This window comes from Microbacterium sp. PI-SA-G, from assembly GCF_057215335.1.
On the sequence record NZ_CM170103.1, the window covers coordinates 2,312,321 to 2,332,583 of the forward strand.

Below are 20,263 nucleotides of genomic sequence, written 5' to 3' on the forward strand. Positions count from 1 at the left end.
CCTCTCGGGGGTGCCGCGATAGGCGACGCCGTGTCGCTCAGAAGCCCTCCGGCTCCCGCGGGGTGTACGCACTCTCGAGCTGCGCGAGCTCGGCCGACTCCAGCCGGATGCCGGTCGACGCCACCGCATCGTCGATGTGCTCGGCCCGCGTGGCACCCACGATCGGCGCCGTCACCGCCGACTGCTGCGCGACCCAGGCGAGGGCGATCTGAGCCCGCGAGACCCCGCGTTCTGCGGCGACCCGAGCCACCGCGTCGACGATCGCGCGATTCGACTCCTCCTCTCGGCGATACAGCGTGGCGCCGAACTCGTCCGTCGCGGTCCGTGCCGTCGTCTCATCCCAGTCGCGTGTGAGTCTCCCGCGCGCCAGGGGCGACCACGGCAGCACGCCGACGCCCGCATCGAGGCAGAGCGGATGCATCTCGCGCTCCTCCTCCCGCTGCAGCAGGTTGTACTGATCCTGCATCGACACGAACGGGGTCCAGCCGTTCTGCGCAGCGACGTGCTGCGCCTTGGCGAACTGCCACGCCCACATCGACGACGCACCGATGTATCGCGCCTTGCCCGCGCGCACCACGTCGTGGAGGGCTTCCATCGTCTCCTCGATCGGGGTCTCGGGGTCCCAGCGGTGCGTCTGGTAGAGGTCCACGTGGTCGGTGCCGAGTCGGCGCAGGCTCGCGTCGATGCCCGAGAGGATGTGCGCGCGGCTGAGGCCCGCCTGGTTCGCGCCCGGTCCCATGCGTCCGTGCACCTTCGTGGCGATCACCACCTGGTCGCGCTGGGCGAAGTCGCCGAGCGCACGACCGACGAACTCCTCACTCGTGCCGTCGGAGTAGACGTCTGCCGTGTCGAAGGTCGTGATGCCCGCCTCGAGCGCCCGGCGGATGAGCGGTCGACTGGTCTCCTCGTCGAGCGACCAGCGATGCGTGCCGCGATCCGGCGCGCCGAAGCTCATGCATCCGAGGACGATCGGCGAGATCCGCAACCCCGTCTTTCCCAACCGCACACTGTCTGTCGCCTCGAGCATCGTCGATCCCCCTCGCTGATCCTTGTGCGTCCAGCCTGGCACGCGGGTCCGACATCCGGTCCGATCACAGCACAGTCGTCAGCACCCCACCGTCGGCCCGCAGTGCGGCACCGTTCGTCGCCGACGACAGCGGGCTCGCCAGATACGTCACGAGACTCGCGATCTCGCGCGGCTCGATGAACCGCTGCAGCAGAGAGGTGTCGCGCACGAGTTGCGACTTCAGCGCCTCGACGGGGACCGACTGGAGCGCCGCGATCTGCTCGACGGCCGCCGCGACACCGTCGGAGTAGGTGGGTCCGCCCAGCACGGTGTTCACCGTGACTCCCGTGCCGCGCGTGAGTTTGGCGAGGCCGTTGGCCACGGCGAGCGCGGCCGCTTTCGTCGCGCCGTAGTGGATCATGTTCGTCGGCACATCCACCGCCGACTCCGTCCCGATCACGATGATGCGCCCCCAACCGCGAGCGAGCATGCCGGGCAGCACTCCCCGCGCCAACCGCACCGTGCTCATCGTGTTCAGGGCGAAGTAGCGCGACCATTCGTCGTCGTCGATGTCGTCGAAGTCCGCGACATCGAAGACGCCGGCGTTGCTCACCACCACGTCCACCTCGCCGAGCTCGTCCAGCAGAGCGTTCACCTGCGACCCCTCGGCCAGGTCCGCGGCGATTCCCGTGACATCCGCTCCGGGTACTTCGGCTCGCAGCCGCGCCACGGCCTCGTCCAGCCGTTCCGCCGCACGACCGTTGAGGACGACGGCCGCCCCCTCCGCCGCACACGACGCCGCCACCGCGTACCCGATGCCCTGCGTCGACCCAGTGATGAAGACTCTTCTGCCTGCGAGATCGAGATCCATCGTCCGCCCACCTTCCGCCGTTGATTACTTGCTTGAGAAAGTAACCGTACGGGATAATCACTTTCCTGAGCAAGTCAGCCCTAGGCTGGAGCCATGACGGAACAGGACCCGCTGACCACGGACGAACTCGACACCTGGTCGGCCCTCGCCACCCTCCTGGAGTGGCTGCCCGCCGCGCTCGACGCCCAGTTGCAGCGCGACTCCGGCCTCAGCCACTTCGAGTACGGCATCCTGTTCGCCCTCGCCGAGGCCGACGAACGCACGCTGCGCATGAGCGAACTGGCCGGCTACGCCAACAGCACGCTCTCGCGCCTCTCGCGCCGTCGCTCGGCTCGAGGCCAAGGGCTGGGTGCGCAGGGCGCCCGATCCGCGCGACGGGCGCATCACCCTGGCCACGCTGACAGATGAAGGAACGGATGCTGCACGCGCCGCCGCACCCGGCCATACCGCCCTGGTGCGCCGACTCGTCTTCGATGCGCTCACGCCCGCGCAGGCGACGCAGCTGCGCACAATGAGCAGGCGCATCACCGGCGCGATCCGCGACGAGAAGGGGTGGATGCCCTCGGTGTGACCCGACGGCATCCGTTCGACTACTCGATCTGGCCGATCGGCTCCCGCTTCTCCGCCTGGAACTGATCCTCGGCCCGGCCGCGCGCCCAGTAGGCCGAGATTGACAGCGACTCGCGCGGCACCCCGTGCTGCTTCAGCAGCGCACGCACCTGCTTGATCGTGCCGCGTTCCCCATGCGCGAAGACGTGCGGGTCACCGTCGGCCCACGCAAGGTCGCCGAGCGCGGCCAGGAGCTCGTCGTCGGTCCGCATCCACCTCACGATCACGCCCGCGGGCGCCTCGGGCAGGATGCGGTCGGCGTCGTGGGCGACCGTGAGCAGCACATGCCCCTGCATCGATGCGTCCATCGCCTCGAGCGCCGACGAGATCGCGGGCAGGGCGGTGTGGTCTCCGATGAGCAGATGCCACGCCGCCTCCGGATCCGGCCGATAACCACCGCCGGCACCGCTGACGACGATCGTGTCACCGGGCTGCGCGACCCGCGCCCATGGTCCTGCGACGCCCTCGTCGCCGTGCACGACGAAGTCGATCACCAGGCGACGCTCCGCGGGGTCGGCCGCGCGGATCGTGTACGTGCGCGGCGTCGGCAGCTTCTCCGGGCTGTCCACGCGCAGCGCCGCAAGGTCGTACGGAGGAGTGAGTCCGTGGCGCGGATCCGCGAACAGGATCTTCACGTACTTGTCGGTGTAGACGTTGTCGTTGAACGCGTCGTAGCCGTCTCCGCCCGCCGTGATGCGGATCAGGTCGGGGCTGATCTGCTGCACCTGCTGCACGGTGAGGACCGCCTGGGAGGGGCCTTTACGAGGCTGTTCTGACGTCATCTCCCCAGTCTGCCCGGCCTCGCGGGGCGCGAGGCCCGATCAGGTCAGCGATCTACAGCACGTCCTCGATCAGCGCGAACGTCCGATCCGGGTCCTCCAGGTGCATGTCGTGCCGCATGCCGTCGAGGTGACGGATGCTCCACCCCTCCCGCTCGAGCTCAGCGGCCATGGCATCGGGCAGCACGGCAGGCGAGTCGTCGGAGAGCACGATGGTCGAGGGAACGGCCGGAGGCGCGATGGCGACCGGGTGGAAGGCGACCTCGCGGAACACGCCCGTCGCCATCTTCGCGTCGAACTGCTTCTGACTCTGCTTCATGGCCGCGCGGATGTCGGCGCTGAGAGCCTCACGCGCCGCGGCGCCCTTCCGCGCCTGCAGAAGCCCCATGACGCCGAGCGTGAGCGGCGGCACCGCCCAGAACGCCTTGCCCGCGAGGCCGGTCGTCGGCAGCGTGAGGCCGAATCCGGGGTCGAGGTAGATCGCGTGGTCCGGCTGCAGCCGCGCCACCGCACGCACGAGCACCGCCCCGCCGAGGGAGTGACCGACCACGCTGTGCAGCCCCTGCGGCAGGGCCTCGGCGACGTCATCCGCGAGGTCGGCCAGTGCATAGGAGGTCGCTCGGTCGCTGTCACCGTGTCCGCGCAGATCGACCGTCGTCACCGTGTAACGGCCCGTCGCCAGCATCCGTTCGATCAGGGGATGCCACGTCGACTCGGCGGCACCGAGTCCGTGGATCAGTCCCACGTGCAGTTCGCCGGTGCCGGTCGTCGTCGAGTGCAGTCGCATGCCGCCATTCTCCTCCGCGGCGCGGGCGCCGGGCACACGAAGAAGGCCCGGTCCACCGGACCGGGCCTTTCAACTCGCTGTGCGCGAGGGGGGACTTGAACCCCCACGTCCATAAGGACACTGGCACCTGAAGCCAGCGCGTCTACCATTCCGCCACTCGCGCGAGCGTCTCGTTCCGAAGAACTCAACTTTTCGAGGATATCACTAGATTTCGGCCTCGTTGCACACCCGAAACCGGGGGTCGGCGGCGTTCCCCCAGGTCACCTGGCTACGATGGGCCTACCGGTCGGCATGCCAGAGGAGCCCAGTGGGACTACTTGACAGCTTTGAGAAGGGTCTCGAGCGCGCTGTGAACAGCGCCTTCGCGAAGACCTTCCGCAGCGGCATCCAGCCTGTGGAGATCGCTTCGGCACTGCGGCGTGAAGCCGATACGAAGGCTGCCGTCGTGAGCCGTGATCGCATCATCACGCCCAACAGCTACGTGGTGCGTCTGAGCACCGACGACGCCGAGCGCATGCGCGGTCTCGGCAACGCGCTGACCGATGAGCTGCACACTCTTCTCACCAAGCACGCGAAGGCCCAGGGCTACAGCTTCTCGGGCGCGCTGTCGATCTCGCTTGAGGCCGACGAGAAGGTCAGCACCGGCACCGTGCAGGTGAGCTCGGGCACGGTCGAGAGCCGCGTCAGCTGGCAGGCCGTGGTCGACGTCGACGGTCGCCGCCACACGATCACCAAGGCACGCACGGTGATCGGTCGGGGAACGGATGCCGACATCACCATCGCGGATGCCGGTTCGAGCCGCAAGCACGCCGAGATCCTGTGGGACGGCGAGCGCGCCATGATGCGCGACATGGGGTCGACCAACGGCACCAAGGTCGACGGCCAGAAGCTCCGCGAGGCCGCACTGCCCACCGACACCACCATCACGATCGGTCGCACCGACCTCGTGTTCCGGATCGTCCCTGTCGCCGCACCGTCGCGGCCCTCGGACGACTCCACCCGCGCGTTCGGAACGATGCCGTGAGTGAACTCGTCCTTCTGCTGCTGCGGATCGGCTTCCTGCTGATCCTGTGGTTCTTCGTGTTCGGCGTGGTCTACTCGCTGCGCGCCGACCTGTTCGGCGTGAAGGTGCGCAAGCTCCCGGTCGAGGCCGCGGCATCCGTCGGCAACGGCAACACCGCCGCCCCAGCCCCGGCGACTCCCGCCGCCAAGCCCGCCGTGAAGCCGGCATCCGCCAAGGCGTCGACCGGCCCCGCGACCGTCGCGACCGCCAAGCGCCTCGTGATCACTTCGGGGCCCAAGGCCGGACTCGAACTGCCCCTCAGCGCGGATTCCCTCACGATCGGCCGCTCCAGCGAGTCCGCCCTCGTGATCCGCGATGACTACACGTCGAGCCACCACGCACGCCTGATGCTGCGCGGCGACGCGTGGGCGATCCAGGATCTCGACTCCACCAACGGCACGTTCGTGGCCGGCCAGCGCGTCACCGGTCCGCCCGTCTCCCTCGCTCTCGGCACGCCCATCAAGGTGGGCGCCACGACGTTCGAGCTGCGAGCCTGACGCCCGCATGGTCTTCGAAGGCTCGAGCGCCGCGATCTCCCACACCGGGAAGATCCGCTCCAACAACCAGGACTCCGGTTACTCCGGGGCGAACCTGTTCGCCGTCGCCGACGGCATGGGCGGCCACGCCGGTGGAGACGTCGCATCGACCATCGCGATCGAGCGTCTCGAGCCGCTGGACCAGGGCTACGCCACCACCGACGACGCGCAGGCCTCGCTGCAGGCCGCGGTCACGACGGCTGCCGGCGACCTGATCCGCGCCGCCAGGGAGCGCCCCGAGCTCGCGGGCCTGGGCACCACCGTCAGCGCGATCATCATGGTCGACGACTACGCCGTGATCGGCCACATCGGCGACTCGCGCATCTACCTGTACCGCGACGAGGCGCTGACGCAGATCACCGCCGACCACACGTTCGTGCAGCGACTGGTCGACTCGGGTCGCATCACTCCCGAAGAGGCGCGCTACCACCCGCGTCGTTCGGTGCTGATGCGCGTGCTGAGCGACATGGACTCCGATCCCGAGCTCGACATGTTCGTGATGCCGACGCAGCCGGGTGACCGCTGGCTGCTCTGCTCCGACGGACTCTCGGGCGTGGTCGACGAGACCCGCATGCTCAAGGTGATGCGCCTGGGCATGGCTCCGGGCCGAACGGCCGACAACCTCCTCAAGCAGGCCCTCGACGGCGGAGCCCCCGACAACGTCACGATCGTGCTCGTCGACGTGGGCGGGCATCACCCGCTCTCCTCGGGCACCGCGACGATCGTCGGCGCGGCGGCCACGCCGTCCGGCATCCTCGTTCCTTCTGCTCGCCCGCAGCGCTCGAACTGGCTGCACCCGGTGCGCCAGGCCGCGAACGAGCCCAGCCACTTCGAGCCCGCCGCCGAGTACCTCGAAGAGCTCATCGAAGAAGACCGCCGGCGCGCCAAGCGCCGCCGCCTCGGCTGGATCGCCAGCACGCTCGTCGTGCTCGCCGTGCTCGCGTTCGCCGCGTTCGCCGCCTACAGCTGGACGCAGACGCGCTACTTCATCGGCGCCGATGAAGACAGCGTGGTGATCTTCCAGGGCGTGCAGCAGAACATCGGCCCGATCACCCTGTCGACCGCGGTGGAGGACACCGACATCCTGCTGGCGAACCTTCCCGAGTACCAGCGCTCGTCGGTCGAGCGCACGATCTCGGCCCGGTCGCTGTCGGATGCGATGGCCATCGTCGACCGCTTGCGCGCGGGCGCCGACGCCAACGCGCTGCCCACTCCCCTGCCGACACCGATGCCGACGCCCGCACCGACCGAGCCGGTTCCCGTCGAGACCCCGAACGGCGGTGAAGGATGAGTACCGACGTCTCGGTCGACACCAGCGTCATCAAGGCGCTCAGGCGCATCCGCACCCCGCAGAAGCAGCGCAACCGCGAGTTCTGGCTGCTGCTGTTCGCCCTGGCGATCTGCGGCGCATCGCTGACACTGGTGCAGCTCGGCGCCCTCGGTTTGATCGATCCGGTGGTCCTCGCGATCGGCGGAGGGCTCGCAGTGTTGGCCTTCGCGCTGCACATCGTGCTGCGCATCGTCGCCTCCGACGCCGACCCGTTCGTGCTGCCGATCGCCACACTGCTCACCGGCCTGGGCATCGCGATGATCTACCGCATCGACATCGCCAAGGGCTTCACCGGGTGGGGCGCGTACTCCACCAAACAGCTCGCCTGGACGGGCATCTCGCTGGCCGGCGCCATCGCGGTCGTGATCCTGCTGCGCAACTACCGCGTGCTGTTCCGGTACACCTACATCTTCGGACTCGTCGGCATCGTGCTGCTGCTGCTGCCGTTCGTGCCGGGCCTGCGCATCGACGACGCCAACGCGGCGGTGTGGGTCTCGCTCGGCGGGGTCTTCGCGTTCCAGCCCGGCGAGCTCGCCAAGATCAGCCTCGCGATCTTCTTCGCCGGCTACCTGGTGCGCACGCGCGAGAGCCTGACCTCGGTCGGCACCCGGTTCCTCGGCATGACCTGGCCCCGTATGCGCGAGCTCGGTCCGGTGCTGGTCGTCTGGGTGATCTCACTCGGCATCATCGTGCTGCAGCGCGACCTCGGCACCGGAACCCTCATCTTCGGCATGTTCGTCGCGATGCTCTACGTCGCCACGGGCAAGACCAGCTGGGTCGTGATCGGTCTGACCCTGGTGGTGGCCGGTGTCGCCGTGGCGACGCAGATCCTCAGCTACGTGCGCGGTCGCTTCATCAACTGGCTGTTCCTCTTCGACCCCGAGCAGGTCGACCCCGACGGTGCCGGATATCAGCCGATGCAGGGGCTGTTCGGCCTCGCGCACGGTGGCCTGGTCGGCACCGGATGGGGCCAGGGGCGCCCTGACGTCACCCCCCTCGCCCACAGCGACTACATCATCACCAGCCTGGGTGAGGAGATCGGCCTGATCGGGCTGTTCGCGATCCTCTGCCTGTACATGGTGTTCGTCAGCCGCGGCGTGCGCATCGGCCTCGCCGGGCAGGACGACTTCGGCAAGCTGCTCGCGACGGGCCTGTCGTTCACGATCGCCCTGCAGGTGTTCATCATGGTCGGCGGCGTGACGCGGCTCATCCCGCTCACCGGCCTGACCACGCCGTTCCTCGCCGCGGGCGGATCGTCCCTGGTCGCCAACTGGCTGATCGTGGCGCTGCTGCTGCGCATCTCCGACGGCGTCCGCCGCCAGCCGAGGGTGGTGATCGGATGACCCGTGAACTACGCCGCCTGAGCATCGTGATCCTGTTCATGTTCATCGCGCTCTTCGCTGCCACGAGCTGGATCCAGGTCGTGGAGTCCGACGCGCTCGCGCAGAACAGCAACAACACCCGCACGCGCCTCGACAGCTACGAGATCCAGCGCGGTTCGATGATCGTCGACGGCGTGACGATCGCGACCTCCGTGCCCAGCGACGACCGCTACCAGTTCCAGCGTCAGTACACGGATGCCGCGATGTGGGCGCCGGTCACCGGCTACTACAACCCCGTCCTCGACTCGCGCACCGGCCTCGAGCAGGCCATGAACGCCGACCTCTCGGGCACCGGCTCCAACGCCTTCCTGGCCGAGATCGAGCGCATCATCTCGGGCCAGCCGCAGAGCGGCTTCAGCATCGAGCTGTCGCTGAACACCGCGGCGCAGCGCGCGGCCTACGAGGCGCTCGACGGCCTCGAGGGCGCGGTCGTCGCGATCGAGCCGAAGACCGGACGCATCCTGGCGATGGCCTCCACACCCGGGTTCGACACGAATCTGCTGGCGACGCACGATGCGGATGCCGCGAACGCGACCTACGACCAGCTGGTCGCCGACCCGGCGAAGCCGCTGTCGAACCGCGCGATCGCCGGCGACCTCAACCCACCCGGGTCGACGTTTAAGGTGCTCGTCGCCGCCGCCGCGTTCGCGAGCGGCGAGTTCACGCCGGACTCCGCTCTGCCGAATCCCGTGGCCTACACGCTGCCCGGGTCCTCGAACCGCGTATCGAACGCGTGGGGCGGCACGTGCGGCGAGGGCGAGACGGTCACGATCGCCGAAGCGATCCGCCTCAGCTGCAACATCCCGATGGCCGAGCTCGCCGTCGAGCTGGGTGACGACGCGATCCGCGAGATGGCCGAGAAGTTCGGCTTCAACCAGAGCTTCTCCACTCCGCTGGAGTCCACGCCCTCGAGCTACCCGCGGGCGCTCGATGACGCGCAGACCGCGCTCAGCGGTTTCGGTCAGGGGCAGGTCACCGCGACACCGCTGCAGATCGCCATGGTCGCGGCGGGGATCGCGAACGACGGAGCGGTGATGAACCCGCACATGGTCGACACGGTGATCGGCGAGGACCTGTCGGTGATCCGTTCGTTCGAGAACAGCGAGTTCAGCCGGGCAATGGAGCCCGACGTGGCCGACGAGGTGACCGCGGCCATGGTCGCGAGCGTCTCAACGGGTGCGGCACAGGGTGCAAGAATAGACGGGGTCGACGTGGCCGGGAAAACCGGTACCGCTGAGAACGGCAACAGGCCGCATACATTGTGGTTCACCGGTTTCGCACCGGCGAACGACCCCACGGTTGCAGTAGCAGTCGTCGTCGAAGACGGCGGCGGTCAGGGACAATCAGGATCCGGCGACACCATCGCCGCTCCGATTGCGAAGAAGGTCATTGAGGCGGTGCTAGGCAGATGAGGCCGACGCAGGGTGTGTCGTTCGGTGGTCGCTACGAGCTGCTGTCGCGTATTGCGATCGGCGGCATGGGCGAGGTGTGGGAGGCGACGGATCACGTCATCGGACGAACCGTCGCGATCAAGATCCTCAAGGACGAATACATGGGGGACCCCGGGTTCCTCGAGCGATTCCGTGCGGAGGCGCGCCATGCGGCGCTGGTCAACCACGAGGGCATCGCCAGTGTCTTCGACTACGGCGAGGAGAACGGCAGCGCCTACCTCGTCATGGAACTCGTTCCCGGCGAGGCCCTGTCGACCGTGCTCGAGCGCGACGGCGCGCTGAGCGCCGACAAGACGCTCGACATCGTCGCCCAGACGGCATCCGCTCTGCAGGCCGCGCACGCCGCCGGCCTGGTGCACCGTGACATCAAGCCGGGAAACCTGCTGATCACGCCCGACGGACGCGTCAAGATCACCGACTTCGGCATCGCACGCATCGCCGACCAGGTGCCGCTGACCGCGACCGGACAGGTCATGGGCACCGTGCAGTACCTCTCGCCGGAGCAGGCGTCGGGCCACCCGGCCTCGCCCGCGACCGACACCTACTCGCTCGGCATCGTGGCGTACGAGTCGCTGGCCGGCCGCCGTCCGTTCACGGGCGAGTCGCAGGTCGCGATCGCGATGGCGCAGATCAACGAGCAGCCCCCGCCGCTGCCGCCGACTGTGCCGATCCCGGTGCAGAACCTCGTCATGGCGATGATCGCCAAGAAGCCGTCCGATCGGCCGTCGTCCTCGGCGACCGTCGCCCGTGCGGCCCAGGCCCTGCGTCGCGGCGACCTCAACTCCGCCGCCATCGCGGTGCCGGCCATCGCCACCGGTGGAATCGGCTCCGACGACGACGCGACGCGTCTGCTCACGTCGAGCAACACGCAGGGCGCCACCCGCATCCTGCCGACCACCGCGCAGCTGCCGACCGATGCCGACGCGGCAGGCGACGGCGCTGCGGCACAGAAGACCAAGAAGAAGCGCAGCCCCTGGACGTGGCCCCTGATCGCGCTGATCGCGCTGCTGGTGATCGTCCTGGCCGGAGCCGTGTTCGCGCTGCTGAACCCGGGCGACGACCAGACGGCCCCGCCGCCGACTTCCAGCGCGCCGGTCGAGACCACGCCGGTCGAGACGCCCACTCCCACGCCGGAGCCCGAGCCCGAGAAGATCGACATCGACGGACTCGGACTCGTCGGCCTCACGTGCGACGCCGCTCTGCAGTCCGCGCGTGACGCGGGGCTCGAGCCCGCCTGCGTCACCGGAACGACCACGGCGCCGTCGGCCGACCTCGTCGGAGCCGTCGAGCGCGTCGAGCCCCGCGGCTCGGCCGATCCCGGCGACGAGATCACCCTGTACCTCTACGCCGACCAGGTTGCCGTCGGCAAGCCGCAGAACCCGCCGACGTTCTCCGGAACGTTCACCGAGGGCGCCACGGCGACCCTCAACTGGACGGCGTTCTCGTGTCCCTCGGGCACCGGCAACCTCAGTGCGTACGAGGTCACGATCACCAACGCGACCTTCCCGAACGGGCAGACGGTGTCGAACTTCGACCCGAACACCCGCACGAGCCCGATCAAGGTCGACGCCGGCAAGGTCGGTCAGGTCGTCACCGCGACCTACCGCGCGTTCTGCGGCGACCGCCCGTCGGAGATGTCGAACCAGGGCCAGTCGGGTGCGATCACGGCTGATCCGAAGACCGACCCCGAGGACGGCGGCGAAGACACCCAAGGGTAGCCTTGTTCCATCGCAGTTGTCAGTCGTTCCAGGGGGGTAGTACGTGTCCGAAGAGCCGCGCATTCTCGCGGGTAGGTACCGCGTCGGCGAACTCATCGGGCACGGCGGCATGGCCAAGGTCTACCGCGGCCAGGACCTGACGCTGGGCCGCGAGGTCGCGATCAAGATCCTCGATCCCGAGCTCGCCCGCGACACCGCGTTCCGCACGCGTTTCCGCCTCGAAGCGCAGGCCGCGTCGCGCATGTCGCACCCGTCGATCGTGCGCGTCTATGACGCCGGAGACCCGTCCACGCCCGACAACCCCTCGGACGACCCGCCCTACATCGTGATGGAGCTCATCAGCGGGCGGCTGCTGAAAGACATCATCTCGGCCGGTCCGGTTCCGCTCGACGAGGCCGTGCGCTACGTCGACGGCATCCTCGAAGCACTCGACTACTCGCACCGCGCGGGCGTCGTGCACCGCGACATCAAGCCCGGCAACGTCATGGTCACCGAGAAGGGCCAGGTCAAGGTCATGGACTTCGGCATCGCGCGCGCGGTGTCCGACTCGTCGTCGACCGTGGCCGAGACGACCCAGATCATCGGCACGGCCGCCTACTTCTCGCCCGAGCAGGCCAAGGGCGAGCCCGTCGACTCGCGCGCCGACCTGTACTCCACCGGCGTCGTGCTCTACGAGCTGCTCACGGGACGCCAGCCGTTCCGCGGCGAATCGCCCGTGGCCGTGGCCTATCAGCACGTCAGCGAGACGCCGCTGCCGCCGACCGAGGTCAACGAAGACGCCCCGGGCGCGCTCGACCCGATCGTGCTGCGCGCCCTCGCCAAGGACCCGTACCAGCGGTATCCGGATGCGGCGTCCTTCCGCGCGGCACTCGACACGGCCGTCACGGGCAGCGCGCCGAGTCGCAAGCAGCTGGGCGCACTCACGAGCGAGCTCTACGGACCGAGCCCGCGTCAGGCGCAGGAGACCGCCCGGTCCCTGCGTCAGCTCAGCAGCGACAACACGATGACGCGCACGCAGTCGGGGCCTCCCGTCGCGTGGGTCTGGGCCGGAGTGGCCCTGCTCGCGGTGCTGCTGGTCTCGGTGACGTTCTGGGTCGTGACGATCAGCATGCGTCCGCCCGAGGTTCCCGTCACCTCGCGTATCGTGCCCGACCTCGTGAACGTGTCGTCGGAGCGCGCGCAGAACGATCTCGCCGAACTCGACCTCACGGCGAACCTGGTGATCGAGTCGAGTACGTCGATCACGAAGGGCAACGTCATCCGCACCGACCCCGAGCCGGGTGTGGTGCTGAACGAGGGCGAGGCCGTCACGGTCTACGTCTCGTCGGGCGTCGAGACGGTGGTGGTTCCCGCCCTGGAGGGCATGTCGCTGGCCGATGCCCGAAGAGCGCTCACGGCGGCCGGTCTCGAGCTGGGCACCGTGATGCAACGCAACGACAACGGCCTGCAGGCCGACACCGTGATCTCGGCGAGCGAAGAGGCCGAGGCCGAGGTGGCCCCCAAGACCGTCGTCAACCTGGTCGTCGCCAGTGGCAAGGTGACGCTGACGGACGTCGTCGGATGGACCGTCGAGGCCGCCACCGAGAACCTCACCGAGCTGGGTCTCGTGGCCACGCCCGTCGAATCCGCCGACTGCCCGGCCACGACCCCGCCGACGGTCTCGTCGATGTCGGTCGCGCCGGGCGACGTGCCCGTCGGGGCGACGGTCGAACTGCGGTACTGCACCGGCGGCTGACGAGTCAGCAGCCAGGCAGTCCAGCCATGGGGTCAGACCGACAGCGGATGCAGGTCAGCTGATCGCGCGACCGCCGCGGTGTCGCCGACCGAGTCGAGCCAGTTCGCGAGCAGGCGATAGCCGCCCTCGGTGAGCACGCTCTCGGGATGGAACTGCACCCCGACGATCGGCAGGCTCCGATGCGCGATGCCCATCACCGTGCCGCTCGACGTGCGGCCTGTCACGACCAGCTCCGACGGCAGGTCGCTCTCGGCCAGCGCCAGCGAGTGGTACCGGCCGACGGAGACCGGGGACGGCAGCCCCGCGAAGAGCCCTCGACCGTCGTGCGTCACGGCCGACACCATCCCGTGCATCAGCTCCGGGGCCTCGGTCACCTCCGCGCCGAAGGCCGCGCCGATCACCTGATGCCCCAGGCACACGCCGAGCGTCGGCATCCCTCCCTCCGCCGCGAGGCGCACCGCGTCGAGCGAGACGCCCGCATCGGCCGGGGCTCCCGGTCCGGGCGAGAGCAGCAGCGCGTCGAAGGTCGGCAGCATCGCGGCGAGGGCGTCGGCATCGACCGCATCCGACTCGATCAGGGTGACGACGGCGCCGAGTTCTTCGAGATACCCGACCAGCGTGTGCACGAAGCTGTCGTGGTTGTCGACCACGAGCACGCGGGTCATTCGAGATCAACCTCGCCGGGTGTGATCAGCGGGCTCACCCAGGGGAAGACGTAGAAGAACAGGCCGTACAGCACGGCGGTCACCAGGACGAGCACGAGGAACAACCGCACCCACCAGGGTCCGGGCAGCAGGCGCCAGAGTGCGGCGTACATCAGCGTTCTCCCTCTTCGCGGATCACAAGCAAGTCACTGTCCACACGCATGGCGTCCGCCCCTACACCGAGGGCGCGGCCGGCGGCGGCGGCGGTTCGGTCAGTGCCTTCGGGGGTCCCTCGGCGCGCGGCTGGAAGCTCTCGAAGACGCCGTAGGCCACGATGCGCTCGGCGAGCGAGTACAGCGGCGAGCAGGCGGTGAGCGTGATGTAGCTTTCGCCCGTCTCGACGCCGGGCAGCTGCGGCACGTCGGCCAGCACCTCGGTCTGCGAGGGCTTGACGTACTCGAGCGTGCGGAACCGGTAGGTGAACCACCCGTCGGGCGTCTCGACCACGATCGCGTCGTTCAGCTGCAGCTTGTCGAGCTGGTTGAACGGCTTGCCCCAGGTCGTGCGGTGTCCGGCCATCGAGAAGTTGCCGGGCTCGCCGGGCATCTTCGAGTTCGTGTAGACGCCGATGCCCAGGTCGTCGAGTGTGCGCGCGCGGGTCGTGCCGCCGTAGATGCCGAAGTTGTAGTCGGCGCCGAAGCGCGGGATGCGCATCTGGCCGAGGTTCTCGGTGTCGGCGGGCACTTTCGGGACGACCGGCGCGTAGATGACCTCGCCGTCGTTCGTGGCGACCACCGGTGGCAGCTCGGGAGGCGGGGCCTGCGCCCACTGCTCCGAGACCGCCGCACCCTCTTCGTTCTTCTGCGCGGCGATGATGATGTCGCCGATCCACATCTGCCAGGCCACGAACAGGAGCACGAGGACGCCGACGGTGAGCAGCAGTTCGCCGAGCACGCTCGCGAACGTCGCACGGGTGCGAGGCCGAGCACGGTGCGAGCGTCGCTCCCCCGGGGCGACGGATGCAGTCATGGCGCGATCCTACCGCGCGGTGCTGGACACAGGCCTTCTGCCGGCATCCGGCATCGAGTTCGGAAGGGTGTCGTGGGTAGACTGTCGGCATGGCCCGAGAACCCAAGAGCGAAGACCCTGCCGTCCAGCGCGCAGAAGGCGAAGCCGCACCCAACGCGGTGTGGTTCAAGCCTGTGATGATCGGCTTCATGCTGCTGGGGCTGATCTGGATCCTGGTGTTCTACATCTCGGGAAGCACCATCCCGATCCCCGGCCTCGGCAACTGGAACCTGGCGATCGGTCTCGGCATCGCCCTCATCGGGTTCCTGATGACCACGCGCTGGCGCTGACGCTCGCCCCCGACATTCGAAAGGCCCCTCGCATCGCGAGGGGCCTTTCTGCGTTCGTCCAAAAGTTATCCACAGTTCTCTCCACAGCCTGGGGAGAATTACACCGGTGTTATTCACAGGGGGGATAACCCTGTTAACAACCCTCGATCAGGACAAAATGATCAGCGGTGGCACGAAGGCGACGATGACGATCAACAGGACGACCGTCAGAGCGAGCAGGACGATCTGCCAGATCCGCTGCTCCGGGCGCTTCGTGCGGGTGAGGATCAGCGCGACGAGCGCACCGACGATCGCTCCGCCCAGGTGCGCCTGCCAGGCGATGCCGCCGACGAACAAGCCGAAGGCGAAGTTCACCCCGAGGATCACCAGCAGCCCGGTGACGTTGGCGCCGATGTGGCGGCCGATGATCAGCAGCGACGCCATGAGGCCGAAGATGGCGCCCGAGGCGCCCACCGTCGCGGTCGTCGGATCGAGCACGGCGACCATCACCGAGCCGCCGAGACCGCTGATGAGGTACAGCGCGAGGAAGCGCGCGCGGCCGAGAAGCGGCTCGAGGCTCTGCCCCAGCATCCACAGGGCGAGCATGTTCAGCGCGAGATGGATGAACCCGCCGTGCACGAACACGGCCGTGAGCAGACGCCACGGCTCGAACGGGTACAGCGACAGGCTCGGGTAGAGATACGGCGCCGCGAAGAGCAGCGCCTGCGTGATCTGGTCACCGATGCCGGGGATCAGCTGCAGCAGACCGATGAACGATGTGATCGCGAGCAGCGCATACGTGACGACCGGCTTGCCGCTGCGTGAGGCGACGAGGGTCGAACCGCTCCCCCAACGCCGCGCGGCGCGCTTCTGCGCGGGCGTGCGGTTCTGGCGATCCGCCTTCATGCACTCCGGGCAGATCACGCCGACGGCGGCCGGCGTCTGGCATTCACCGCAGATGGTGCGCCCGCAGCGCTGACAGAGAGCGAAGCTCTGCCGATCCGGATGCCGGTAACAGAAGTTGTCGCGGTTGCTCGCGAACTCAGGCGTCGTCATCCGGATCGGCGAAGACGGGTGTCAGGCCGCGACGATGTCGATCGAGTGCAGCACGACCGGCTCGACCGGACGGTCGCCCGCACCGGTCTTGACGGCGCCCAGCGCGTCGACGACAGCGCGCGACGCGTCGTCGGCGACCTCGCCGAAGATCGTGTGCTTGCCCTGCAGCCACGGGGTCGGGTCGGTCGTGATGAAGAACTGCGAGCCGTTGGTGCCCTCGGCCTTGCCGGTGATGGCGTTGCGACGCAGGCCGGCGTTGGCCATCGCGAGGATGTACGGCGCGTTGAAGTTGAGCTCCGGGTGGATCTCGTCGTCGAAGTTGTAGCCGGGGCCGCCGACGCCCTGTCCGAGCGGGTCGCCGCCCTGGATCATGAAGTTCGGGATGATGCGGTGGAACACGACGTCCGTGTAAAGGGGACCCTCGCCGGGCTTGCCCGTGGCGGGATCGGTCCACTCCTGGGTGCCGTCGGCGAGGCCGACGAAGTTCTTGACCGTCTTCGGGGCGTGGTCGCCGAAGAGGTTGATGACGATGTCACCGTGGTTGGTGTGCATGGTAGCGACGTGAGAAGCGTGAGGCATGGATCCATTCTCGCAGAGCCTGCGTGTGTGCGCCCTGCATCTCATGCATCTGGCAGGAGAAGTCAAGGGGTCAGCGATTCCCGCCCGTCATCCAGCCTCGTCTGGCAAGATGGGGAACCCGTACTCCAATCGACAGGAGAGCATCGTGAGCCTCAGCCGTAAGCGGAAGAAGCAACTGCGTCGTCTTCAGAAGGACGCGAACCAGCTCTGGGAGGCCCAGCAGGTGCTGGTCGGCAATGCCGCAGACGTCGCCCGAGAGGCCGGACGCCAGCTCGGCAGCTATGGCCGCGAGCAGGTCGTGCCCGTTGTTCAGCACGCCTATGACCACCGTGTCGCCCCGGTCGTCGACCGCGGCGTCAAGCTCGGCAAGCACGTCGTGGATGACAAGGTCGTCCCGATCGTCGGCGGAGTCGTCGGCACCGCGCTGACCGCGTGGGACGTCGCGAACACCAAGCGTCACCAGATCGCCTCCAAGGCGCGCAAGGCGGTCGCCCCGCCCAAGAAGACGGGCCCCGGCCTCGGCTCCATCGTCGCCATCGTGCTCGGTGCTGCCGCTGCTGTCGGCGTGCTCTACGCCGCATGGCAGACGCTGCGCGCCGACGACGAGCTCTGGGTCGCGGACGACCCGCTCAACGCACCCGACGCGTGAGCGTCGACCCCATCGATGACCCGCATGCGCGGGTGAAGACTGCCGCCGCGGAACGTAACCTCTCGATCGAGATCAGAGAGCGTCCCGAGGCCGGCAGTCTTTTCGATGCGGCGAAGCTGCTGGGCATCGACCCGTCGAGCATCGTGAAGACGCTCGTGGTGAAGCGGGCAGACGACACCTACCTGTTCGCGTTGGTGCCCGGGGGTCGCTCGATCTCCTGGCCCAAACTGCGGGCGGTCGTCGGCGTGAACAAGCTGCGGCTGCCCGAAGCAGAGCTCGCCCTCGCGGCGACCGGATACGAACGCGGCACCATCGTGCCGATCGGCAGCACCACGGACTGGCCGGTCTACGCCGACGAGACGATCGTCGGGCAGCGGATCGCCTTGGGCGCCGGAGCGCACGGGTACAGCCTGTTCGTCGATGCCGACGATCTCATCGCGGCGTACGGGGCGACTGTGGCGGACATCTCCGTGCCGGAGCAGGCGCGAGACTGACCCGCGTCCCCTGCACCGACGGTCAGAGCAGTCCGGCCATCCGCAGCGAGATGTCGACGAGCTTGACGCGCTGGAGGCCGGCGACGGAAGGCAGCGTGAACCACTCCGCCATATCGGTCGACCCGTCGGTCTCGAACTGCAGCTTCCCCCCGGTCACGGTGGCGCGGTAGACGATGCGCAGCGTGTGCAGGGGCTCCGCCGCCTTCTGCACGCGTCGGGTCGCCGGGATCACCCGCGAGTGGATGCCGAGGAGCTCGCCGACCTTGACCGTGTATCCGGTCTCTTCCCGGAGCTCGCGGCGCACAGCATCCTCCGGGGACTCCCCCGGCTCGAGCCCGCCGCCGGGCATCGTCCACGCCACGCGACGGCCCTCGGTCCAGCGCGCGAGCAGCAGCCGGTCGTCGTCATCGGTGACGACCGCGTATGCCGCGACACGCAGGTCCATGCACCACACACTATCCGCCTGGTGGCGCGGATCTGGCCGCATGTCGGCGGTGTGGGCGGGCGGGGTTTTGCTGCTCGCGGCAGGGGACGCGAACGGCCGCATCAGCGCGCGGGATGCGGCCATATGTGACACCTGCCGCGCGGGTGGCGGCGGTCGATCACGAATCGAGAAGCACCGCGCGGCCTCGGCTCCGTACGCTGGCCACAGAGCACACGATCGAGAGGAGCCGTCATGGCCGAGGACACCAAGAACTTCACCGCCGAGGAGCGCGAGGCCATGCAGGCCGCGGCGAAAGAGGCGAAGGCCAAGCGCTCACGGGCGAAGAAGACCCCCGAGGAGCAGCGCGCGGCAGGCGAGGCCGACCTCAAGGAAGCGATCGCCAAGCTGCCGGACGAGGGCGACCGCGCACTGGCCACCAGCCTGCACGAGCTGGTCATGGAGGTCGCCCCCGAGCTCATGCCGCGCACCTACTACGGGATGCCCGGATGGGGAAAGGACGGCAAAGTGCTCTGCTTCTTCCAGCCCGCGAGCAAGTTCAAGGTCCGCTACGGCACGTTCGGGTTCGAGCCGATCGCAAACCTTGACGAGGGCACGATGTGGCCGACGTCGTACGCCGTGCTGGAGCTCACGGCCGCGAACCGCAAGACCCTGACCGAACGGATTCGGCTCGCAACCAGCTGAAAGCGGAGGATGCTGTATATCGGGTCGCTCGACGCGGGAGGATGACCCGGCCGCTATCTCTGGGGGCATGACAACTCTCCCCAGAATCGGATTCGCGTCTTTCGCGGTGGCCAGCATCGCCGCCGTCGGCCTCCTGGCCGCCCCCGCACCCTCCGCCTCGGCACACGGCTTCGTCGGCGGGTCGGCGTCGTCTCTCATCTCGCGCGCGGCGTGGGCCGCCAACACCGATCGCGGGGCCGTGCAGTTCGAGCCACAGAGTCTCGAGGCGCCGAAGGGATTCCCCGCCACCGGTCCCGGCGACGGGAAGCTGGCATCGGCCGGTGGACTCTTCGGCGGCACGCTCGACGAGCAGTCGTCGACCCGGTGGGCGAAGAATCCCGTGCAGCACGGGCCCGTGCAGGTGGCCTGGTCGCTCACGGCGGCGCATCGCACCGCGAAGTGGAGCTACTACATCACCACGCAGGGATGGGATCAGAACGACGGCCTCGACCGCGCGGACTTCGAACCGCTGGCGAGCTTCGACGCCGGCGGGGGAGTTCCGCTGAAGTCGACCGTGCACACGCTGAACATCCCGGCGGATCACACCGGGTATCACGTGATCTACGCCGTGTGGGATGTCGCCGACACCGCGAATGCGTTCTACAACACGATCGACATCGACATCCAGGGGTCCGGGGGCGTGGCTCCGGTGGCTCCCGTCACGCCAGTCAGCCCGGTGGCTCCGGTCACGGCTCCGACGCCGACCCCGACCCCGACCCCGACGCCAACGCCAACGCCGACGACGTCGACCACCCCCGCTGCGGGCATCACCGCTTGGTCGCCGACCGCGAGCTACAGCCGCGGTGACCAGGTGCAGCACGACGGAGTGACCTATCGCGCGGTGCAGGCCCACCGGGGCTGGGGCGATCCGACGTGGATCACCGCCCGCTCACTGTGGGAGCCCGTCGCCGCCGAACCTGCGCACAGGCACTGACCGCGCAGCATCCACCCTCGCGTTTCGGAGGAGATCTGCCCTGCGGAGGACGGATGCCGCGAATCGGCCCTCCGCAGTGTGAATCTCCTCCGCACCGCGCACGCCGCCGCCGCCGGCACACACACCCCGAACCGACGC

At 68.7% G+C, this 20,263-nt stretch carries 22 protein-coding genes and 1 tRNA gene; 12 read left to right on the top strand and 11 right to left on the bottom strand.

The window, feature by feature from the left end:
- Window positions 1–37: 37 nt before the first annotated feature.
- The 5 genes from AC2D10_RS11305 to AC2D10_RS11325 all read right to left on the bottom strand — a co-directional run bounded on the left by AC2D10_RS11305 (window position 38) and on the right by AC2D10_RS11325 (window position 4,215).
- Window positions 38–1,027: an aldo/keto reductase gene (locus tag AC2D10_RS11305; RefSeq protein WP_484707773.1), complete on the bottom strand. Its 990-nt coding sequence runs from the start codon at window positions 1,025–1,027 to the stop codon at window positions 38–40.
- A gap of 64 nt (window positions 1,028–1,091) precedes the next feature.
- On the bottom strand, window positions 1,092–1,877 hold the full coding sequence (locus tag AC2D10_RS11310; RefSeq protein WP_484707775.1) for an SDR family NAD(P)-dependent oxidoreductase: 786 nt from the start codon (window positions 1,875–1,877) through the stop codon (window positions 1,092–1,094).
- Between the two features lie 590 nt (window positions 1,878–2,467).
- Complete coding sequence (locus AC2D10_RS11315; RefSeq protein ID WP_484707776.1) at window positions 2,468–3,268, bottom strand: siderophore-interacting protein; 801 nt, start codon at window positions 3,266–3,268, stop codon at window positions 2,468–2,470.
- 52 nt (window positions 3,269–3,320) lie between these two features.
- Window positions 3,321–4,052, bottom strand: coding sequence for an alpha/beta fold hydrolase (locus AC2D10_RS11320; protein WP_484707777.1), 732 nt, complete (start codon window positions 4,050–4,052; stop codon window positions 3,321–3,323).
- A gap of 80 nt (window positions 4,053–4,132) precedes the next feature.
- Window positions 4,133–4,215, bottom strand: a tRNA-Leu gene (locus tag AC2D10_RS11325).
- Between the two features lie 144 nt (window positions 4,216–4,359).
- Here AC2D10_RS11325 and AC2D10_RS11330 point away from each other — a divergent pair.
- Genes AC2D10_RS11330 through pknB form a run of 7 tightly spaced genes read left to right on the top strand, consistent with a single transcriptional unit; the run spans window position 4,360 to window position 13,267 of the window.
- Entirely contained in the window at window positions 4,360–5,076 is a 717-nt protein-coding gene (locus AC2D10_RS11330; protein ID WP_484707778.1) for an FHA domain-containing protein, read from the top strand.
- Window positions 5,073–5,612, top strand: coding sequence for an FHA domain-containing protein FhaB/FipA (locus AC2D10_RS11335; RefSeq protein WP_484707779.1), 540 nt, complete (start codon window positions 5,073–5,075; stop codon window positions 5,610–5,612). Before AC2D10_RS11330 ends, AC2D10_RS11335 begins: the two co-directional genes overlap by 4 nt.
- Before the next feature lie 7 nt (window positions 5,613–5,619).
- The gene (locus AC2D10_RS11340; RefSeq protein WP_484707781.1) at window positions 5,620–6,942 is read left to right on the top strand and encodes a PP2C family protein-serine/threonine phosphatase; all 1,323 of its coding nucleotides are present in this window, start codon (window positions 5,620–5,622) and stop codon (window positions 6,940–6,942) included.
- Window positions 6,939–8,324, top strand: a complete 1,386-nt coding sequence (locus AC2D10_RS11345; protein ID WP_484707782.1) for an FtsW/RodA/SpoVE family cell cycle protein — start codon at window positions 6,939–6,941, stop codon at window positions 8,322–8,324. Before AC2D10_RS11340 ends, AC2D10_RS11345 begins: the two co-directional genes overlap by 4 nt.
- Window positions 8,321–9,775: a peptidoglycan D,D-transpeptidase FtsI family protein gene (locus AC2D10_RS11350; protein WP_484707783.1), complete on the top strand. Its 1,455-nt coding sequence runs from the start codon at window positions 8,321–8,323 to the stop codon at window positions 9,773–9,775. Before AC2D10_RS11345 ends, AC2D10_RS11350 begins: the two co-directional genes overlap by 4 nt.
- Entirely contained in the window at window positions 9,772–11,532 is a 1,761-nt protein-coding gene (locus tag AC2D10_RS11355; protein WP_484707784.1) for a protein kinase domain-containing protein, read from the top strand. The genes AC2D10_RS11350 and AC2D10_RS11355 overlap by 4 nt, the downstream gene beginning before the upstream one ends.
- Before the next feature lie 43 nt (window positions 11,533–11,575).
- Window positions 11,576–13,267 (top strand): Stk1 family PASTA domain-containing Ser/Thr kinase, encoded by a 1,692-nt coding sequence (pknB, locus tag AC2D10_RS11360; protein WP_484707785.1) that lies wholly within the window; start codon window positions 11,576–11,578, stop codon window positions 13,265–13,267.
- 32 nt (window positions 13,268–13,299) lie between these two features.
- Here the strand turns inward: pknB and AC2D10_RS11365 are convergent, their stop codons facing one another.
- The 3 genes from AC2D10_RS11365 to AC2D10_RS11375 all read right to left on the bottom strand — a co-directional run bounded on the left by AC2D10_RS11365 (window position 13,300) and on the right by AC2D10_RS11375 (window position 14,940).
- On the bottom strand, window positions 13,300–13,932 hold the full coding sequence (locus tag AC2D10_RS11365) for an anthranilate synthase component II (RefSeq protein ID WP_484707786.1): 633 nt from the start codon (window positions 13,930–13,932) through the stop codon (window positions 13,300–13,302).
- Window positions 13,929–14,084, bottom strand: a complete 156-nt coding sequence (locus tag AC2D10_RS11370) for a hypothetical protein (protein ID WP_484707788.1) — start codon at window positions 14,082–14,084, stop codon at window positions 13,929–13,931. Before AC2D10_RS11370 ends, AC2D10_RS11365 begins: the two co-directional genes overlap by 4 nt.
- A gap of 61 nt (window positions 14,085–14,145) precedes the next feature.
- On the bottom strand, window positions 14,146–14,940 hold the full coding sequence (locus AC2D10_RS11375; RefSeq protein ID WP_484707790.1) for a class E sortase: 795 nt from the start codon (window positions 14,938–14,940) through the stop codon (window positions 14,146–14,148).
- An 89-nt stretch (window positions 14,941–15,029) separates the two neighbouring features.
- Here AC2D10_RS11375 and AC2D10_RS11380 point away from each other — a divergent pair, with 89 nt between their 5' ends.
- Window positions 15,030–15,269, top strand: coding sequence for a cell division protein CrgA (locus AC2D10_RS11380; RefSeq protein WP_484707792.1), 240 nt, complete (start codon window positions 15,030–15,032; stop codon window positions 15,267–15,269).
- 147 nt (window positions 15,270–15,416) lie between these two features.
- Here AC2D10_RS11380 and AC2D10_RS11385 read toward each other — a convergent pair whose 3' ends face one another.
- The gene (locus AC2D10_RS11385; protein ID WP_484707793.1) at window positions 15,417–16,304 is read right to left on the bottom strand and encodes a rhomboid family intramembrane serine protease; all 888 of its coding nucleotides are present in this window, start codon (window positions 16,302–16,304) and stop codon (window positions 15,417–15,419) included.
- A gap of 21 nt (window positions 16,305–16,325) precedes the next feature.
- The gene (locus tag AC2D10_RS11390) at window positions 16,326–16,883 is read right to left on the bottom strand and encodes a peptidylprolyl isomerase (RefSeq protein WP_484707796.1); all 558 of its coding nucleotides are present in this window, start codon (window positions 16,881–16,883) and stop codon (window positions 16,326–16,328) included.
- Window positions 16,884–17,028: 145 nt separating this feature from the next.
- Here AC2D10_RS11390 and AC2D10_RS11395 point away from each other — a divergent pair, with 145 nt between their 5' ends.
- Both AC2D10_RS11395 and AC2D10_RS11400 read left to right on the top strand, forming a co-directional pair.
- Entirely contained in the window at window positions 17,029–17,532 is a 504-nt protein-coding gene (locus tag AC2D10_RS11395) for a DNA helicase (protein WP_484707798.1), read from the top strand.
- Between the two features lie 11 nt (window positions 17,533–17,543).
- On the top strand, window positions 17,544–18,026 hold the full coding sequence (locus AC2D10_RS11400; RefSeq protein WP_484711847.1) for an aminoacyl-tRNA deacylase: 483 nt from the start codon (window positions 17,544–17,546) through the stop codon (window positions 18,024–18,026).
- A 22-nt stretch (window positions 18,027–18,048) separates the two neighbouring features.
- Here AC2D10_RS11400 and AC2D10_RS11405 read toward each other — a convergent pair whose 3' ends face one another.
- Entirely contained in the window at window positions 18,049–18,471 is a 423-nt protein-coding gene (locus tag AC2D10_RS11405; protein WP_484707799.1) for an NUDIX hydrolase, read from the bottom strand.
- Between the two features lie 231 nt (window positions 18,472–18,702).
- Here AC2D10_RS11405 and AC2D10_RS11410 point away from each other — a divergent pair, with 231 nt between their 5' ends.
- Window positions 18,703–19,152: a hypothetical protein gene (locus AC2D10_RS11410; protein WP_484707801.1), complete on the top strand. Its 450-nt coding sequence runs from the start codon at window positions 18,703–18,705 to the stop codon at window positions 19,150–19,152.
- Between the two features lie 67 nt (window positions 19,153–19,219).
- Window positions 19,220–20,125, top strand: coding sequence for a lytic polysaccharide monooxygenase (locus AC2D10_RS11415; protein ID WP_484707802.1), 906 nt, complete (start codon window positions 19,220–19,222; stop codon window positions 20,123–20,125).
- Window positions 20,126–20,263 lie beyond the last annotated feature (138 nt).